Here is an 18,030-nt window from a genome sequence, read left to right as displayed (position 1 = left end):
GCGGCCCGACACCCGGCCGGACGGGCGGAGGAGTCGGTGGCTCCGGTTGACGCCCGGTCAGGGCGCCCGCTCGTCCGGTCGGTTGGTGCGGTGGATCAGCGGCCCAGCCGGCCGCGAACCATGCCGAGCATGGCGTTGAGCTCCTCGATCCGCAGGCGCTTCGCGATGAACACGAACACCGCCAGTTGGAGGCCGCCGGCCGCGACGAGGGAGAGCACGCTGCCCATCCAACCGCCGAGCACCTGCTGGACCGCCAGGCTGACGCCGAGGCCGACGACCGCGGCCGGCACGCAGGCGGTGGCCAGCCGGCTGTAGGTCTTGGCGATCCGCTTGCTGTCCAGCCCGCCGATCTTCTTCTTCAGCTTCGGCAGCGCGACCGCCACTCCGACGGCGTAGGCCAGACCATAGCCGAAGGCCATCCCGATCACGGCCCACTGGGCGGGCAGCGCGAACCAGCAGACCAGCGAGAACCCGGCCTGGCAGACCGCGACCCAGACGGTGTTGGAGAAGGGCGTCCGGGTGTCCTCGTAGGCGTAGAAGCCGCGCAGCATCACGTACTGGGCCGAGTACGGGATCAGCCCGAGCGCGAAGGCCGAGAGCATCAGACCGACGTTGGTCGCGTTGTCCAGGGCCTTGTCACCGCCGCCGACCGCGTAGATCGAGCGGCCGATCGCCGGGCCGAGCGACAGGAACAGGAAGGCACCCGGGACGACCGCCACCGCAGAGGTGCGCAGCCCGTACGAGAGGTCGTCGCGGACCGCGCCGGCGTCCTCGTCGGCCGCCGCCCGGGAGAGCCGGGGGAGCACCGCGCTCATGATCGAGACGGTGATGACGGCCTGCGGGAGCTGCCAGATCAGCAGGGCGTTGGAGAACGCCGAGAGGCCGACGCCCTCGTGGCCGAGCTTCTCGGCGGCGCTGCCGGCGGCGGTGGCCAGCTGGGTGATCACCAGGTAGCCGGCCTGGTTGGCGAGCACGAAGAAGAAGGTCCACTTGGCCAGCCGGGCGGCCTTGCCCAGGCCGTGGCCGCGCCAGTCGAAGCGGGGCCGGTAGCGGAAGCCGGCCGACCGAAGGTACGGGATCATCGCCAGCGACTGGACGACGAGGCCGAGCAGGGTGCCGAGGCCGAGCAGCCGGACGCCCTCGGGCGAGATGGTCTCCGGGGTCACCTGGGAGCCGCTGTAGCCGCCGTACACCCAGATGTACGCGCCGAAGGTGAAGATCACCACGATGTTGTTGAGGACCGGGGTCCACATCATCGCGCCGAACCGGCCGCGGGCGTTGAGGATCTGCCCCATCACCACGTGGACGCCCATGAAGAAGATGGTCGGCAGGCAGTACCGGGCCAGCGCCACCGTGGTGTCGGCACGGGCCCGGTTCTCCATCATCGGGTGCGAGATCAGTTGCACCAGCAGAGGTGCCCCGAGCACCGCGAGGAACACCACGCCGCCGAGCCCGACCATCACCAGGGTGAGCAGCCGGCTGGCGTACGCGGTGCCGCCGTCCTCGTCGTTCTTCATGCTGCGCACCAGCTGCGGCACGAAGACCGCGTTCAGCGCGCCGCCGCCGATCAGGATGTACAGCAGGGTCGGCAGGGTGTACGCGGCGTTGTACGAGTCGCCCATGACGGCGACGCCGATGGCCGCGGTGATCACCATGGTCCGGACGAAGCCGGTGCCGCGGGAGACCAGCGTGCCGGCCGCCATGATCGCGCTGGAGTTCAGCAGGCTCGCGACCTTGCCGCCGCCGGGCGCCGGGGCGGGCTCGGCCGCGGGCGCGGGCGCCTGCTGGGCGGCGCGCTCGTCGGCGACGATGTCCGCCAGCGGCTCCACCGCCGGCGGCACCGCCACGGCGGCCACCTGCATGGTGGCCTCCTCCTCGGAGAGCGGCGGGTCGAACTCGATCGGGGGCACGTACGGGCGGTACCCGTCCGGAGCGCCGTGCGGCGGCTGCTGCCCCGGATAGCCGCCCGGCGGCGGGTACGGCGCGGGGGTGACCGGCGGCCCGGCGGCGGGGGGCACGGGCGCACCCGGCGGCGTCATCGGCGGCACCGGGGCGGGCTGGGGCGCCGGCGGCTGGGCCGCGGCCTGCGCCGGGTGGCCGCCGAACAGCGCGTCCACCCCGACGTACTCGGTGGTCTCGCTGTCCCAGGTCGCGTGCGCCGGGCCCGGCTCCCACTGCTGCCGGGGCTGCTCCTGGCCGCCCCACTGGCCGCCGCCGGCCGGAGCCGGCGCCTCCTGCCAGGCGGCCTGCGCGGGGGTGTCCCAGCCGGGCTGCACCGGCGGCACCGGTGACGGGAACGGCGCCGGCGACGGGAACTGGACCGGCGGCACCGGTGTCGGGTAGCCGCCGCCGTGCGGTGGCAGCTGCGGCGGCACGTCGTACGCGGTGGCCGGCGGCTGCGGCGTCGCCGGCCGGTCGGCCCGCAGGCCGTACGGGTCCTGGCCGGCCCGCGGGTTCCCGTACGCGTCGGCCGCGTACGGGTCCTGGGCGTAGGTGTCGGCCACGTACCAGTCGCCGGACGGCGACTCGGCGCCCGGCCGGTTCTCACCGCGGCCCGGCGGCCGCTCCTCGCTGCGCCCGGTCATGTCACCTCTTCGCTGTCGTGGGGGTGGCCGGCCCGGCGTTGCGGGGGTCGGCGGTATCAAGGACCAACCTTCTCATCACTGGCGGTCCGATCCCGCCCATCCGCGCTGCTGCCGCGCGGTGTCTGCGCCGGACCGGCGGCGTCGGAGCCGTCGCCGGAGCCGCTGTCGGGGCCGTCGTCCGGGCCGTCCTCGGCGGGTTCGCCGGCACCGTCCTCGGGCTCGTCCCCGTCGGTGCCCCCGTCCTTCGCCGGGTCCGCCGCACCGCCCCCGGCCGGGTTGTCCCCGGCCGGGCCGCCCGTCGCCGGGCCGTCGACCGGCTGGTCTCCGTCGGCGTGCGGCTGCCCGGCCCGCCGCTTGCGCTGGCGGACGAACCGCAGCGCGGCGAGCAGCAGCAGGAGGGCGGCGCCCGCGAAGACGTACAGCACGCCGTTGGTCACCGAGGTGACCTCGACCTGGAAGGTCTGTGCCGCGCCGTACTTCTGCGGGTTGGGGCCGGTGGTCCAGAGCTGGGCGGTCATGGTGACCGGCCCGTTGTTGTGCGCCTCGGCCTGGAACCGGAGGGTGACGCTCTGGGAGGCCGGGATGACCAGTTCCTCGTCCTTGCCCACCCGCAGCCGGTTGGGCTGGGTCGAGGTGAGCACCAGCTTGAGGTTGGTGACGGCCTGGGTCAGGTCGTTGCGGACGCTGACCTGGAGCAGACCGGTGTCACCGGAGAGGGTGACCACCGTCTTCGGCGGCACCCGGACGGCCTTGGTCAGCTCGTCCAGGTAGTCGGTGACGCCGTCCCGGTAGCTACTGCCGGCCGACGCGTTGGTGCGCCACTCGGTGGACAGCGAGCGGACCATCGCGGCGCTGAAGGGGCCGCGCACCCGCTGCGGCAGGGTGAGCACCCGCATCAGCGTGTCCAGGTCGTGCTGGATGCCGTCGGTCTTGCTCAGGTCGTCCGCCGACAGCTCCGAGGCGCGGGCCTGGGCCGGGTAGTCGGTGGCCGCCGGGACGGCGGTGGTGGCCTTCGGGTCGGGCGAGGCCTGGGCCAGCGTGTCCAGCTTGACCGGGGAGAGCCACTTGTCGGAGGCCGTCTGCAGGGCGCCCGCCAGCACCTTGGCGGTGCTCACGGTCATCTCGCGCGGCGGCATCACCAGCAGGCCGCGCTGGTTCTGCGGCTGCTCGTGGGTGATCGTGTACGTCTCGGCGAGGAAGCGCTGGGTCGCCTGGGTCTGCGCCTGCGGGGTGGTGAGGTCGGTCTGGAACAACCCGGAGACGGTCTCGTCGGCGACCACCGCGTTCTGCCCGTTGCCGATCGGGCGTACCGCGGTCGGGGTGTAGGTGATCGAGTCCGACTCCGGCATGCTCGCGCCGTTGACCACCAGCAGGTTGCTGCCCGCCTGCTGGGCGACGCCGGCGATCTGCTGGTCGAGGTAGCCCTGGTACGGCCAGGCCACGTCCGAGCGGGTGTCGACGGACAGCCGCCCCTCGACGGTGAGCCGGCCGGCGGTGGCGGCCTTGTTCAGGGCGGTGCCCATCCCGGTCAGGTCGGCGCCGTTGTGCGCGATCGACGCGAGGTCCGGGTCGGCGTAGGGCAGCGACACCACCTGGTCGCCCGGCTTGGCGATGGCGGCCCGCAGCTTGTCCAGCCAGGCCGTGGCCGCGGCCTGGCCGTTGCCGAGGACGGTGTTGTCGTCCTTGGCCGGCTTGCCGGAGGAGTCGTGGCCCGGCTTCTGCACCCGGTACTGCTTGGTCATCGCGAACGCGGCGTCCAGCAGGTCCGGGTCGACCACCCAGGTCAGCCCGGGCAGCTTGGCCCCGGTGTCCACCAGCTCGTACAGCCGGCCGCCCGGGGAGAACTCGGCGGTCAGGCTGTCGTCGCGCAGGACCGGGACGGTCTGGTCGTTCTCGGAGGTGGTCTGTGCGACCAGCACCGGCGCGTGCACCAGCGGCCAGAGCGGGGTGATCTTGGTGGGTTGCGCCTCGGCGCCGCCCGGGTTGTACGGCAGGAAGGTCCGGGCGATGCCCAGCGGCCGGTCGCGCTGGTTGTCGGCGGTCGAGCCCCAGGCGTCCACCGCGAGCTCGTAGACGCCGCTCTCGGACAGTCCGAGGTCGCTCACCGCGACGCCCAGGGTGTACGGCTGGCTCTGGCCCGGGCCCAGCTCCGGCAGGGCGTACTGCGGGCTGTCCAGCTCCACGCCGTCCGAGTTGCCCGGGCCGGAGCGGCCGGCCACCGAGGACAGCTCGCTGCGCCGCTGCAGCGGCTTGCCCGACACCGGCTTGCGGACGGCCGCGTGGGCGCCCTTGAGCGCCGACTTGCCGGTGTTGGTGACGTGCCCGGTGATCGTCACGGTGCCGTTCGGACTGGCCACCTGCGGTGCCACCGTGTCGATGGTCATCGTCACCGGGTACTCGGCCGTGGACCCGCTGTCGGCGGCCGGCCGGACGTTGCCCCCGCTCGGCAGCGCCTCGGCGGGGGCGACCGCCGCGAACAGGGTTATGGCGGCCCCGCAGGCGGCGGCGAGGCGGCGGGCCGCACGCCTCGCGCGCAGTCCCGGGCCGCGCCCCTCGACGGTCCGTTCGGTCCGTTCGGGCTGTCGGTGCGCCCCCAGGCCCGAGTGCCGTGCCGGCTCACTCACTCGTTCCGCCCTCGCCGTTCTCGATCGCTCGCTGCTGATGCTGTTCGCTTGACGCTGTTCGCCGTGCCGGTGCCGCGGATACTCCGCCGGCCACGGCGGCGCGCGACACCGCATCCCCTGTCCGGTGCCCGAGACTCGTCCACCGGCATGGTAACGATGCAGCCCGGGATGCAGTGTTGCGGGCCTTGGGGTGAGACGCCCAAAACGCGCGGGCGGTTGACCTGCCGGGCCACGTACTCTTGTGAGCCGTGTCCACTGCCAATGAGCCCACCGCGCGCATCGACCCTTCCAGCACCGCCGTCCAGGTCGTCCCAGGCCTGAGCGAGGCCCAGACCCTGGGGCTGCAAGAGCTGCTGCGGGTGTCGCCGGTCGCCGACGAGATCGCCCGCCGGTTCGAGGCGGCCGGTCACCGGCTGGCCCTGGTCGGCGGCTCGGTGCGGGACGCGCTGCTCGGCCGGCTCGGCAATGACCTGGACTTCACCACCGACGCCCGCCCGCAGCAGGTGCTCAAGCTGGTCAAGGGCTGGGCGGACGCGGTCTGGGACGTCGGCATCGCCTTCGGCACGGTCGGTGCCCGCAAGGACACCGCCGAGGGCTCCTTCCTGATCGAGATCACCACCTACCGCTCCGAGGCGTACGACCGGACCTCCCGCAAGCCCGAGGTCAGCTACGGCGACACCATCGAGCAGGACCTGGTCCGCCGGGACTTCACCGTCAACGCGATGGCCGTCGACCTGCCCGGCCGCGGCTTCGTCGACCCGCACCACGGCCTGGACGACCTGGAGGCCCGGGTGCTGCGCACCCCCGCCACCCCCGAGGAGTCCTTCTCCGACGACCCGCTGCGGATGATGCGGGCCGCCCGCTTCGCGGCCCAGCTCGACTTCGACCCGGCCCCCGAGGTGATCGCCGCGATGACCGCGATGGCCGAGCGGATCACCATCGTCTCGGCCGAGCGCGTCCAGGCCGAGCTGAACAAGCTGCTGCTGGCCGAGCACCCGGTGAAGGGCCTGCGGCTCCTGGTCGACACCGGCCTGGCCGACCACGTGCTGCCCGAGCTGCCCGCGCTGCGGCTGGAGCGCGACGAGCACCACCGGCACAAGGACGTCTACGAGCACTCGCTGACCGTCCTGGAGCAGGCCGTCGCCCTGGAGCAGGACGGCCCGGACCTCATCCTGCGGCTGGCCGCGCTGCTGCACGACATCGGCAAGCCGCGCACCCGCCGCTTCGAGTCGGACGGCCGGGTCTCCTTCCACCACCACGAGGTGGTCGGCGCCAAGATGACCCGCAAGCGGATGCGCGAGCTCAAGTACTCCAAGGAGCTCACCGAGGACGTCTCGCGCCTGGTCGAGCTGCACCTGCGCTTCCACGGCTACGGCGGCGGCGAGTGGACCGACTCCGCGGTGCGCCGCTACGTCACCGATGCCGGGCCGCTGCTGGAGCGCCTGCACAAGCTCACCCGCTCCGACTGCACCACCCGCAACCGCAAGAAGGCGACGGCGCTGTCGCGCACCTACGACGGCCTGGAGCAGCGGATCGCCGAGCTGAGGGCCCAGGAGGAGCTGGACGCCGTCCGTCCGGCGCTGGACGGCAACCAGATCATGGAGCTGCTCGGCCTCAAGCCCGGCCCGCAGGTCGGCAAGGCGTACAAGCACATGCTCGAACTCCGGCTGGAGCACGGCCCGATGGAGCACGACGAGGCGGTGGCCGCGCTGCGGGCCTGGTGGGCCGGGCAGCAGGGCTGAGGGGTGTTGACGAGGGGTGGTCGCGGCGTCGGCCGGGACCACCCCTCGGGCGTGCCGGAAGGTCAGCCGTGGAGGCTCTGCAGGCAGAGCACGTAGCTGAGGGACGGCAGGTTGGAGTACGTGCGGGTGTAGGTGCTGTCCGACTTCGGCTGCTTCTCGCAGACCTTCTCGTCGGAGGTGGCGAGGTACTTGAAGACCACCTTGTACTGGGCGCGGGAGTCGCCGCAGGGCAGCATGGTGATCTTCGGGTTGGCGTCGTGGGTCGCGCCGGTGCCGTTCTCGTTGCGCAGGCAGTCGCCGGACTTGGCCTGGTCGATGCTGTTCGCCTCGGTGCTCGGGTCGGACGGCGGCGGCAGCGTGATGCTGGGCAGCGGCGGCATCGTGAACGTCGGCGAGGGGAACGGCCGCGGCGTGTAGGTCGGCAGTGCCGGCGGAGAGAAGGTGGACACCGGGGGCACCGTCACCGTCGGGATCGCGATCGGCTTGGCCGGGTCGTCCTGCTTCGGGCCGAGCGCCCCGGTGGCGACCAGCACGAGCGTGACGACCAGCGAGAGCGGCAGCAGCAGCATCAGCGCGTGCGGCCGCCGGCCCAGCGGGACGCCGGGGTCGAGCTGGGGGCCGTGGCTGCCCGGGACGGGCGGCGGCAGCTGCTTGATCCGGCCGTTGGGGACGAGGTTCAGCAGCAGGGTGATCGGCGCCAGCAGCACCGACACCGGGCTCCACCAGCCCTGGACCAGGGTGCGGGCGGACATGTCGCGCACCGTCGCCGTCCCGCAGGTGCGGCAGAACGGGCCCGACATCCGCAGCATCCGGTAGGCCAGGAGCAGGCCCTGGTGGCCGCGGACGGTGGTGTCCACGGCCGGGAAGCCGCCGCAGAAGCGGCAGGTGGGCCCGTCCTGCGGCGCCGGCGGCGGGTACCCGTAGCCGTAACCGGGCGCGGGCTGCGGGGGGTAGCCGTACGGCTGGTCGGGCGGCGGCGGGGCGGTCGGGTAGCCGTAGCCGGGCGGCGGGCCCGGCGGCGGGGGCGGGGTCGGTGCGCCGTAGGGGTTCCCGGCGGCGTACGGGTTGCCGTCGTCGGGCTGCTGAGAGCCGTAGGGCATCTGGGGCGGCGGAACGGACAAGGGGTCCCCCGGGGAAACGGTGGTGGTGGAGAGGTCAGGACTTCTTCACCGGCGGGGTGCCGGCGGGGGCCATCGGGCCGAGGCAGAGCACGTACCGCTTCTTGTTCCAGCGGCGCCCGCTCTTGCCCGAGACGGCGCTGGTGGTCTGCGGTGTCTGGCGGCAGCGGTTCACGTCGGTGGTGTCGTCGAACTTCGACAGCACTCGGTAATTCGCTGTGGAGTCAGTGCACTTGACGATCTCGACATCGCGCGTACCGCTCACCCGGACGCAGTCGCCGGGCTTGGCGCTGCTGACGGCCGGGCCGCTGACGAAGTAGCCGACGGCCAGGGCGATGCAGCCGCCGACCACGCCGACGGCCTTCAGCCGGGCCTTGACGCCGCGCTTCCCCCCACCGGGCGCGCCGGCGGCCGGGGCGGGCTGCGGATAGCCGTACGGACCGGCGGGCGGCTGCTGGCCGTACGGGGGCTGCTGCCCGTACGGCGGCTGGGCGCCGTAGCCGGGCTGCTGCTGGCCGTACGCCGGGGGCGGCCCGAAGCCGGGCGGGGCGGGCTGCGGCGCCCCGGGCTGCGGTTGCGGCTGCGAGGGGATGTACGGGGGCTGCTGCCCGTACGGCGGCGGAGGCCCGAAGCCGGGCGGGGCCTGCTGCGGCTGCCCGTACGGCGGCGGCGGCCCGTACGGGCCGGGCGGTGTGCTCATCAGTTCGTCCCCCGAGGCGGAGTGCTGTCGCTCCGACAGATCTGACGTACCTTAGCGAGTCGGTCGGACGCCACCGGTGCCCAGGGGATTTCAGGAGTGCTGGTCACCGGGGAGCGGGCCGTGGCGCCGGGCGGCGCGCAGGTAGAGGACCGCCGCGAGCCCGTACACCGCCGCGACCCCGGCGAGCACCGCGACCGAGCGGCCGGAGAGCGGCAGCACCAGCGCGGTGACCAGGGCGGCGGCCACGAAGGCGACGTTGAACAGCACGTCGTAGATCGCGAAGACCCGGCCGCGGTACTCGTCCTCGACCGACTCCTGGACCACGGTGTCGGCGCAGATCTTGGTGCCCTGGGTGACCACCCCGAGTAGCAGCGCCGCGATCAGGCAGGGCAGCAGGGTGAAGCTCAGGCCCAGCGCCGGGACGAAGACCACCGGGGCCGCCAGACAGACCGTCATCCAGCCGGCCAGGCCGAGCCGCCGGGTGCACCAGGGGCTGACCACCGCGGCGACGAAGAACCCGGCGGCGGAGAGGCCGACCGCCTGGCCGAGCGTGACCAGCCCGGCCGCGCTGTCGGTCGGGTCGTTGAAGGTGTACCGGGAGAGCATCACCACGACCACGATCAGCACGCCGTAGCAGAACCGGGCCGCGGTGACGGCGGCCAGCGCGTGGACGGCGGGCCGGCAGTCCCGCACCAGGTGGCGGACGGCGGCGCCGAGTTCGACGGCGGCCCGGACCAGCGCCTGGCCGAGCGCCGGGCGGTCGCCGTGCTTCTCCGGGCCGAGCAGGTCCCGGTCCATCCGGCGGGCGGCCAGCGCGGCCGACAGGTAGAGCAGCGCGGCCACCGTGACCAGCGCGGCGTCCGCCTTCGGCCCGGGGGTCATCACCTGGTGCAGCAGGAAGCCGACGCCCCCGCCGGAGGCGGCGGCGACCGTGCCGAGGGTGGGGGAGAGCGCGTTGGCGGTGACCAGTTGGTCCTGCTCCACCACCCGGGGCAGGGCGGCGGACAGCCCGGCCAGGATGAACCGGTTGAGCGCGGTGACCAGCAGCGCCGAGGCGAAGAACAGCCAGGTCGGCGCCTCGGCCAGGAGCAGGGCGCCGGTGACCAGCCCGAGTCCGAAGCGGGCCAGGTTGCCGTAGTAGAGCACCTGGCGGCGGCGCCAGCGGTCCAGCAGCACACCGGCGAACGGGCCGATCACCGAGAACGGCAGCAGCATCACGGCCAGGACCGAGGCGATGTCGGCGGGGGAGGACTGCTTCTCCGGGGAGAACACCACGTAGGCGGCGAGCGAGACCTGGAAGACGCCGTCCGAGAGCTGGGAGAGCACCCGGGCGGTCAGCAGCCGGCGGAAGTCCCGACCGCGGAGCAGGCCGAGAAGCGTGGCACGGTGCGCGGACTGGTGGGTGCTGCCGTTCTCGGTGATCGCCACCCGCCCAGGGTGCCATGGAACCGGTCGCTGTTTCACGTGAAACATTCGGCCGGAAACGGTGAAGGGCCCACGATCCGGTGACCGTGGGCCCTTCGGTGAGGCCGGGGCCCCTAACGGCGGCTACCCGCCGTCAACTTCAGCGCTCGACCTCGCCGCGGATGAACTTCTCGACGTTCTCCTTGGCCTCGTCGTCGAAGTACTGGACCGGCGGAGACTTCATGAAGTACGAGGAGGCCGACAGGATCGGGCCACCGATGCCGCGGTCCTTGGCGATCTTCGCGGCGCGCACGGCGTCGATGATGACACCGGCGGAGTTCGGGGAGTCCCAGACCTCGAGCTTGTACTCCAGGTTCAGCGGGACGTCGCCGAACGCGCGACCCTCCAGGCGGACGTACGCCCACTTGCGGTCGTCCAGCCAGGCCACGTAGTCCGACGGACCGATGTGGACGTTCTTGGCGCCCAGCTCGCGGTCGCGGATCTGCGAGGTGACGGCCTGGGTCTTGGAGATCTTCTTGGACTCCAGGCGCTCGCGCTCGAGCATGTTCTTGAAGTCCATGTTGCCGCCGACGTTCAGCTGCATGGTGCGCTCGAGGATGACACCACGGTCCTCGAACAGCTTGGCCATCACGCGGTGCGTGATGGTGGCGCCGACCTGGGACTTGATGTCGTCACCGACGATCGGCACACCGGCCTCGGTGAACTTGTCCGCCCACTCCTTGGTGCCCGCGATGAACACCGGCAGGGCGTTCACGAAGGCGACCTTGGCGTCGATGGCGCACTGGGCGTAGAACTTGGCGGCGGCCTCGGAGCCCACCGGCAGGTAGCAGACCAGGACGTCGACCTGCTGGTCCTTCAGCACCTGGACGACGTCGACCGGGGCCTCGTCGGACTCCTCGATGGTCTCCAGGTAGTACTTGCCCAGGCCGTCGAGGGTGTGGCCGCGCTGGACGGTGACGCCGGTGGGCGGCACGTCGCAGATCTTGATGGTGTTGTTCTCGCTGTTGCCGATGGCGTCGGCCAGGTCGAAGCCGACCTTCTTGGCGTCGACGTCGAACGCGGCGACGAACTCCACGTCACGGACGTGGTACTCGCCGAACTGGACGTGCATCAGCCCGGGGACCTTGCCGGCCGGGTCGGCGTCCTTGTAGTACTCGACACCCTGCACCAGCGACGCGGCGCAGTTGCCCACGCCCACGATGGCTACGCGAACCGAACCCATTCCGGTTGCTCCCTGTGATCTCATGAGGACCGCCGGGGTCGACGGCACTCGTCCTGCTTCTTCGATGACTGCATGTACGGGCGCAAGGCGCCCACTCCTGCCGCGCGGCACAGGGCTGACGCGGTGTCAGCGCTCCTGGTCGGAGCGCCCCGGGCGGTCGTACGGTGGCCCGGGCGGGTCCAGGGACCCTTCCTCCTGGCCACGGCCGTCCGAAGTCTTGTGGGGTACGGCGGTGGTGTTCCCGCCGGTGGCGGGCCCGGTCCGGCCGGTGCGGTTGGCGCGCTCGGTCTCGATCAGCTCGTTGAGCCACCGGACCTCGCGTTCCACCGACTCCAGCCCGTGCCGCTGCAGCTCGACGGTGTAGTCGTCGAACCGCTCGCGGGCCCGGGCCAGCGAGTTGCGCATCTTCTCCAGGCGCTCCTCCAGCCGGCTGCGGCGCCCCTCCAGGACGCGCATCCGCACGGCCCGGTCGGTCTGGCCGAAGAACGCGAAGTGGACGCCGAAGTGCTCGTCCTCCCAGGCGTCGGGCCCGGAGTCGGCGAGCAGCTCCTCGAAGCGCTGCTTGCCCTCGGGGGAGAGCCGGTAGACGGTCTTGGACCGCTTGCCGTTGAGCGCGGTGGCCGGGACGTACTCGACGTCCGGGTTGTCCTCGACCAGGAAACCCTGGGCGACCAGGCTCTTCAGGCAGGGGTAGAGCGTTCCGTAGGAGAACGCCCGCAACGTTCCGAGCAGGACGTTGAGCCGCTTGCGCAGCTCGTAGCCGTGCATCGGGGCGTCGTGGAGCAGGCCGAGAACGGCGAACTCCAGCACTCCTGAGCGCCTGCCCACTGCCGTCGTCCTCCTTCCTCTCGACCCTCGTCCGGCCGCTGCATCCGGCGGTATGCCGCTTCGATGTATCGGCTCGATATATCGAGAACAGTAAACCTGGCCCCCGGAACGGGCAAGGGGGGCACGCGTGAATGTGATCACAAGGCGACGCGCGGCGGTGATTGGCAACGGGCGTGTAATGATCTGTTGCCGTTTTGCGGCCATTGGCGACTGATGCCCGATTAGGTGTGATTAACGGCTGCGTACGCTGTCGCGTGTGCACGAGGACCACCTCCGGGGTTAGGGCGGTTGGCGGGCATCGGACGTGAACCCTGCCTTCAGGCTGGAACCGCCTGGCGAGGAGTGGCTGCAACATGAGCGAACGACGGCGAAGGACGCCCAACCCGGGCGGTGACGGGCAGCAGCCCCCGGGAGGTGGAGACCGTCGGGGCGGACCCGGCCGTGACGAGTTGAACTCGGACGGAATCGGCCGCCGCCGCCCACCGGGCGTGCGGGAGACCGCCCAGCAGCCCCGCATGGGCCGTGCCGAGATGCGCAAGGCCGCGCAGAAGGGTGGCAAGGGCGGCCGGCGCGGTGCCGCCGCCGCATCGGCGGCCGTCGCCGCCGGCCCGGGCAAGAAGCGGTTCATCGACTACCCGCGGTTCGGCAAGACCGGTGTCAAGCGCTGGCTGCCGTCCTGGCGACAGTGGCTGACGGCCTGTCTGACCGTCTTCGCCGCCTTCGTCGGCCTGGTCTTCTACCTGTACCAGACCACCCAGGTCCCGCAGCTGAACGACCTGGTGAAGGATCAGAACACGATCTACTACTGGGCCGACGACTCGGAGATGACCCGCAAGGGCGAGACCAACCGTCAGATCGTCGAGCTCTCCGAGATCAGCCCCAACCTGCAGAACGCGGTGATCGCGGCGGAGAACCAGAGCTTCCGCACCGACAGCGGCATCGACCCCAAGGGCATGCTCCGCGCCGTCTACAACATGGCGAAGGGCGGCGAGACCCAGGGCGCCTCGACGATCACCCAGCAGTACGTGAAGAACGCCTACCTCAGCCAGGAGCAGACCCTGAGCCGCAAGGTGAAGGAGTTCTTCATCACGCTGAAGATCAACCAGGAGAAGGACAAGAACGAGATCCTCAAGGGGTATCTCAACACCAGCTGGTTCGGTCGCGGAGCGAACGGTGCCCAGGCCGCCGCGCAGGCCTACTACGGGGTCGACGCCAAGGACCTGAACGTCTGCCAGAGCGCCATGCTGGCGGGCCTGTTGAAGGGCGCCGCGTACTTCGACCCCACCAAGCCGGAGAACAAGCAGCGGGCCAACGACCGGTGGACCTGGATCCTCGAGCAGATGGTGAAGACCAAGGCCATCACCCCGGAGGAGCGCGCCAAGTGCACCACGTTCCCGGACCCGGTCCCGCAGAAGCCCAGCTCCAGCATGAACGGTGAGGTCAGCTACCTGGTCGACACCGCGAACAAGTACCTGATGGCCACGGACAAGACGATCACCCAGCAGATGATCGACAAGGGCGGCCTGAAGGTCTACACCACCTTCGAGAAGGACAAGGTCGACGCCCTGAAGAAGGCCGTCGACGACGTCAAGGGCGAGAACCTCAACCTGCAGAAGCGCCCCGACCTGGACAAGTGGGTGCAGTTCGGCTCCGCCAGCATCCGCCCCGGGGACGGCGCGATCGTCGCCCTCTACGGCGGCGACGGCGTGGAGAACGGCCACTTCGACAACAACGCCGACGCCATCGGGGTCCAGGTCGGCTCGACCTTCAAGCCCTTCGTGCTGGCCACCGCGATGCAGGTCGGCGTCCAGACGGCCACCGACGACAAGGGCAAGCCGAAGCGGATCAACGCCGACAGCCGCTACCTGGCCGACGACCTGTCCGAGATCCGCAAGCCGGACGGCTCGCTGGTGATCGGCGACGACGGCAAGCCCTACCGGCAGAAGAACGAGGACGCCACCAAGCACGGCTACGTCTCGCTGCGGCAGGCCATGCAGTACTCCTACAACGTGCCGTTCGTCCAGCTGAACCAGGACGTCGGCGGCCAGAACGTGGCCAACATCGCCGAGCAGATGGGCATCAAGAAGGAGAGCTTCGCCGACCCGAAGACCCCGACCTTCGCGCTCGGCACCTCCACCATCAGCCCGATCCGGATGGCCACCGGCTACGGCACGCTGGCGGCCAGCGGCAAGGAGTCCGAGCCCTACTCGGTCACCAAGGTCGAGGTGGACGGCAAGGAGCGCCCGGGCTTCGGCAAGAAGGAGCCCCGGGTGGCGCTGGAGCCGGCCGTCGCGGACAACGTCACCGACGTCCTGGTGAACGTGGCGAGCAACGGTACCGGTACCAAGACCAAGCCCCTGGGCCGCCCGGTGGCCGGCAAGACCGGTACCACCGACCAGAACAAGTCGGCCTGGTGGGTCGGCTACACCCCGCAGCTGGTCACCAGCGTCGCGATGTGGCGGGAGGACCCGACCAAGCACGAGCGGCTGTCGCTCAACGGCACCGGCGGCAAGGAGTCCATCCACGGTGGTGACATCCCCACCGACATCTTCACCCGGTACATGAAGGTCGCGCTGGCCAACGAGAAGAAGCTGGACTTCCCGACGCCGACCCCGGTCGGCACCGAGGTCGACTCCTCCGGGGCCCCGAGCACCGCGTCCCCCACGTCCTCGCCGACGATGACCGACACCCCGTCGGCCCCGCCCACGACGCAGTCGACCGCCAACCAGCCCCCGCCGGCCGGCAACAACCCGCCGCAGCCGCCCGCGCCCACCCAGGGCCCGGGCTGTGTCCCGGGCGTGGACTGCCCGGCGCAGCCGAGCCAGACGCCGACGCAGACCAACCCCGGTCCGACGAGCAGCTGCGGCATCCTCGGCTGTCACACGCCGCCGCCCACGACGCCGCCGACGGACACCCCGCCGCCGAGCGGCAAGCCGAGCGGCAAGCCGCCGACACCGTCCAGCACGGGCGGGGCACAGGGCGGCGCCCTGCTGCCCTGAGGCCATCCGCAGAGCGGATGAACGGCGGTGGCGGTCCTCTCCGGAGGGCCGCCACCGCCGTTTCGTCATGATTCGCCGCACCCCGGGCGACGGGGGCCGGGCCCGTTGCGGGGGCCTCCTCGTCCTGGTGGGGCCGGTGCGGCAGGATGTCCGGCATGACGTCGAGCGATCGTGACGAATCCGCCGGCCCGGTCGGGCCAGGCGACGCCGCAGGGCCGGCGCCGACGGCCGTCGCCACGGCCGCGCCGCCGGTCAACACCGTGGTCGTCCCGGCCGACGAGGACCCGGTGGCGGCGGCCGGCAGCGAGGTGATCGGCGGCCCGCCGGGCCGCCGGGCGCTGCTGGGCGTCTCCTGGTGGATCCCGGCGCGCTTCCTGGCGCTGGCGGTGATCGTGGTCTCGGTGCTCGGCATGGTGCAGAAGGCGCCCTGCTACAACCAGGCCTGGTTCCAGCCGGGCTCGCCGCAGTACATCCACGCCTGCTACAGCGACATCCCGCACCTGTTCTCCGGCCGCGGCTTCTCGGCCGGGCTGCACCCGTACGTGGACCGCATCCCGGGCACCTCGGGGGATCTGCAGTACCTCGAATACCCGGTGCTGACCGGCCTGTTCATGCAGGTCGCGGCCTGGCTGACGCCCGGCGCCGGCACCCAGCAGGACCAGGAGCGCTGGTTCTGGGCGATCAACGCGGGGATGCTGATGGCCTGCGCGGTGGTGGCCGTGGTGGCGCTCTCGCGCACCCACCGCCGCCGCCCCTGGGACGCCCTGCTGTTCGCGCTCGCGCCCGTCCTGCTGCTGAACGGCACGGTCAACTGGGACCTGCTCGCGGTCGCGCTGGCCGCCGTGGCGATGGCCTGGTGGGCCGGCTCCCGGCCCGGCTGGGCGGGCGTCTTCATCGGCCTGGCCACCGCGGCCAAGCTCTATCCGGTGCTGCTGATCGGCCCGCTGCTGGTGCTCTGCTGGCGGGCCGGGAAGTGGCGCGAGTTCCGGGTGATGCTGGGTGGTGCGGTCGGCGCCTGGTTGCTGGTCAACCTGCCGATCATGGCGGCCAACTGGCAGGGCTGGTCGACCTTCTACGTCTTCAGCAAGCACCGCGCCGAGGACTACGGCTCGTTCTGGCTGATCCTGATGCAGGCCCGGGGCACGGGACTGACCGACCTCGACCTCTACATCGGCGTGCTCATGGTGCTGGGCTGCCTGGCCATAGCGTGGCTCGCCCTCTCGGCGCCCCGCCGCCCGCGCTTCGCGCAGCTGGCCTTCCTGGTGGTCGCCCTGTTCGTGCTGGTCAACAAGGTGTACTCGCCGCAGTACGCGCTCTGGCTGTTGCCGCTCGCGGTGCTGGCCCGGCCGCGCTGGCGGGACTTCCTGGTCTGGCAGGCCTGCGAGGTGCTGTACACCCTGGGCATCTGGTCCCACCTGGGCTTCGTCACCGGGACCAAGCAGCACGGGATCGGCGAGTCCTGGTACCACTTCGCGGTCGTGCTGCACCTGCTGGGGACGCTCTACCTGGTCGCCCTGGTGGTCCGCGACATTCTGCTGCCGGACCGCGACCCGGTGCGCCTGGACGGCAGCGACGACCCGTCCGGCGGGGTGCTCGACCGGGCCCCGGACGTGTTCGTGGTCGGCGCCGCCCGGGCGCTGCGCGAGGAGGAGAGCTACGCCGGATACGCGCCGGCCGGCTCCGAGCAGTGGCTGAACGAGCCCGAACTGTCGGAGCCGGCCGAGAAGTAGAACCAGCTGTCAGCGGTCCACCACGCGGTCGAAGTGCGTGGTGGTGTGCCGTACCTGGAGGCCGAGCTCGTCGCCGATCGCGGGGGGCTTGGTCTCCCCGTCCAGGAACAGCAGCGAGACCTGCATGTGCGGCGGCTCGGCGAACCAGAGCTGCTTGCCGGCCCAGTGGAACGGCGACTTGGTCTTGTTGACGGTCGCCAGGCCGGCCCGGGCGATGCCCTTGGCCCGCGAGGCCATGCTCTGGACGTACTTGGGCGCCTCCAGGCCGATGCCGTGCGCGGTGCCGCCGGCCACCACCACGATGTGGCCGTCGGACGGCGCCGGGTGCTGGCGGTAGCCGTAGCGGTCGCCCTTCTTCACCGGGGTGACGTCCAGGACCGTGGCCCGGACCTCCAGCGCGCCGTGGTCGCCCAGCCAGAGCCGGGTGCCGATCCGGGCCCGGAAGACGATGTCCGGGTAGCGCTGGGCCAGCTGCTCCATGCCGGCCGCGCCGAGGTGGCTGACGTACACGGTGTGCACCGGCACGCCGGCCGCCCGGGCGGTGTCCACCCAGTGGGCGACCTCCTCGACCGGGCTGGAGCCGTCCGGCCGGTCCATCGGCAGGTGCAGCGCCAGGCCCTCGAAGGCGACGCCGGCCAGCTCGGCGGCGACCGCCGGGAGGTCGGCGGCGCTCACCCCGTGGCGGCGCATGGAGGTCATGCACTCCACCACCACCCGGGAGCCGTGCAGCGCCCGCAGCGAGTCCAGGTTCGCCACCGTCCGGATCACCCGGGCGTGCGGCAGCGGCAGCGCCTCCTCGCCGACCCGGTACGGGGTGAGCACCAGCAGCTCGCCGCCGTACCACTCGGCGGCGTCGGCGGCCTCGTACGCGGTGCCGACGGCCAGCACCCCGGTGCCGAGCAGCGTCGCCTCCTCGGCCAGCCGGTGGTTGCCCAGGCCGTAGCCGTTCCCCTTGGCGACCGGCACCAGGCCGGGGAACTCGGCGAGGACGGATCGCTGGTGGGTGCGCCAGCGTTCGGTGTCGAGGTAGAGGGACAGCGTCATCGGGGCAGCCTCC

General features: G+C 71.9%; 11 protein-coding genes. 3 read left to right on the top strand and 8 right to left on the bottom strand.

The window, feature by feature from the left end:
- Positions 1-95: 95 nt before the first annotated feature.
- Both murJ and ACIO5E_RS07970 read right to left on the bottom strand, forming a co-directional pair.
- Positions 96-2,117 carry a murein biosynthesis integral membrane protein MurJ gene (gene murJ / locus ACIO5E_RS07975; protein WP_400665348.1) on the bottom strand — a complete coding sequence of 674 codons (2,022 nt, stop codon included), beginning with the start codon at positions 2,115-2,117 and terminating at the stop codon, positions 96-98.
- Between the two features lie 524 nt (positions 2,118-2,641).
- Positions 2,642-5,209: a DUF6049 family protein gene (locus ACIO5E_RS07970; RefSeq protein WP_400664894.1), complete on the bottom strand. Its 2,568-nt coding sequence runs from the start codon at positions 5,207-5,209 to the stop codon at positions 2,642-2,644.
- Positions 5,210-5,526: 317 nt separating this feature from the next.
- Here ACIO5E_RS07970 and ACIO5E_RS07965 point away from each other — a divergent pair, with 317 nt between their 5' ends.
- Positions 5,527-6,951, top strand: a complete 1,425-nt coding sequence (locus tag ACIO5E_RS07965; RefSeq protein ID WP_400665346.1) for a CCA tRNA nucleotidyltransferase — start codon at positions 5,527-5,529, stop codon at positions 6,949-6,951.
- Between the two features lie 62 nt (positions 6,952-7,013).
- Here the strand turns inward: ACIO5E_RS07965 and ACIO5E_RS07960 are convergent, their stop codons facing one another.
- The 5 genes from ACIO5E_RS07960 to ACIO5E_RS07940 all read right to left on the bottom strand — a co-directional run bounded on the left by ACIO5E_RS07960 (position 7,014) and on the right by ACIO5E_RS07940 (position 12,244).
- Positions 7,014-8,051 carry a hypothetical protein gene (locus ACIO5E_RS07960; protein WP_400664893.1) on the bottom strand — a complete coding sequence of 346 codons (1,038 nt, stop codon included), beginning with the start codon at positions 8,049-8,051 and terminating at the stop codon, positions 7,014-7,016.
- A 55-nt stretch (positions 8,052-8,106) separates the two neighbouring features.
- Positions 8,107-8,769: a hypothetical protein gene (locus ACIO5E_RS07955; protein WP_400664892.1), complete on the bottom strand. Its 663-nt coding sequence runs from the start codon at positions 8,767-8,769 to the stop codon at positions 8,107-8,109.
- A 90-nt stretch (positions 8,770-8,859) separates the two neighbouring features.
- The gene (locus ACIO5E_RS07950; protein ID WP_400664890.1) at positions 8,860-10,197 is read right to left on the bottom strand and encodes an MFS transporter; all 1,338 of its coding nucleotides are present in this window, start codon (positions 10,195-10,197) and stop codon (positions 8,860-8,862) included.
- A gap of 136 nt (positions 10,198-10,333) precedes the next feature.
- On the bottom strand, positions 10,334-11,416 hold the full coding sequence (locus ACIO5E_RS07945) for an inositol-3-phosphate synthase (RefSeq protein ID WP_400664888.1): 1,083 nt from the start codon (positions 11,414-11,416) through the stop codon (positions 10,334-10,336).
- A 126-nt stretch (positions 11,417-11,542) separates the two neighbouring features.
- Positions 11,543-12,244 (bottom strand): PadR family transcriptional regulator, encoded by a 702-nt coding sequence (locus ACIO5E_RS07940; RefSeq protein WP_400664886.1) that lies wholly within the window; start codon positions 12,242-12,244, stop codon positions 11,543-11,545.
- 449 nt (positions 12,245-12,693) lie between these two features.
- Here ACIO5E_RS07940 and ACIO5E_RS07935 point away from each other — a divergent pair, with 449 nt between their 5' ends.
- On the top strand, positions 12,694-15,243 hold the full coding sequence (locus ACIO5E_RS07935) for a transglycosylase domain-containing protein (RefSeq protein WP_400664885.1): 2,550 nt from the start codon (positions 12,694-12,696) through the stop codon (positions 15,241-15,243).
- A gap of 155 nt (positions 15,244-15,398) precedes the next feature.
- Positions 15,399-16,973 (top strand): glycosyltransferase family 87 protein, encoded by a 1,575-nt coding sequence (locus ACIO5E_RS07930; RefSeq protein ID WP_400664884.1) that lies wholly within the window; start codon positions 15,399-15,401, stop codon positions 16,971-16,973.
- 9 nt (positions 16,974-16,982) lie between these two features.
- On the opposite strand, the gene ACIO5E_RS07925 is transcribed toward ACIO5E_RS07930, so the two are convergent.
- Complete coding sequence (locus tag ACIO5E_RS07925; protein WP_400664883.1) at positions 16,983-18,017, bottom strand: alanine racemase; 1,035 nt, start codon at positions 18,015-18,017, stop codon at positions 16,983-16,985.
- Positions 18,018-18,030 lie beyond the last annotated feature (13 nt).

Source organism: Kitasatospora sp. NPDC087314, assembly GCF_044744365.1.
Classification (GTDB): Bacteria; Actinomycetota; Actinomycetes; order Streptomycetales; family Streptomycetaceae; genus Kitasatospora.
This window is presented reverse-complemented; position numbering and strand designations above follow the sequence as displayed.

What these genes read in the sequence shown, in the direction of transcription:
- ACIO5E_RS07960 (WP_400664893.1), bottom strand. Translation starts at nt 8,051, where the DNA reads ATGCCCTACGGCTCTCAGCAGCCCGACGACGGCAACCCGTACGCCGCC.
- ACIO5E_RS07930 (WP_400664884.1), top strand. Translation starts at nt 15,399, where the DNA reads ATGACGTCGAGCGATCGTGACGAATCCGCCGGCCCGGTCGGGCCAGGC.
- ACIO5E_RS07925 (WP_400664883.1), bottom strand. Translation starts at nt 18,017, where the DNA reads ATGACGCTGTCCCTCTACCTCGACACCGAACGCTGGCGCACCCACCAG.
- ACIO5E_RS07945 (WP_400664888.1), bottom strand. Translation starts at nt 11,416, where the DNA reads ATGGGTTCGGTTCGCGTAGCCATCGTGGGCGTGGGCAACTGCGCCGCG.
- ACIO5E_RS07955 (WP_400664892.1), bottom strand. Translation starts at nt 8,769, where the DNA reads ATGAGCACACCGCCCGGCCCGTACGGGCCGCCGCCGCCGTACGGGCAG.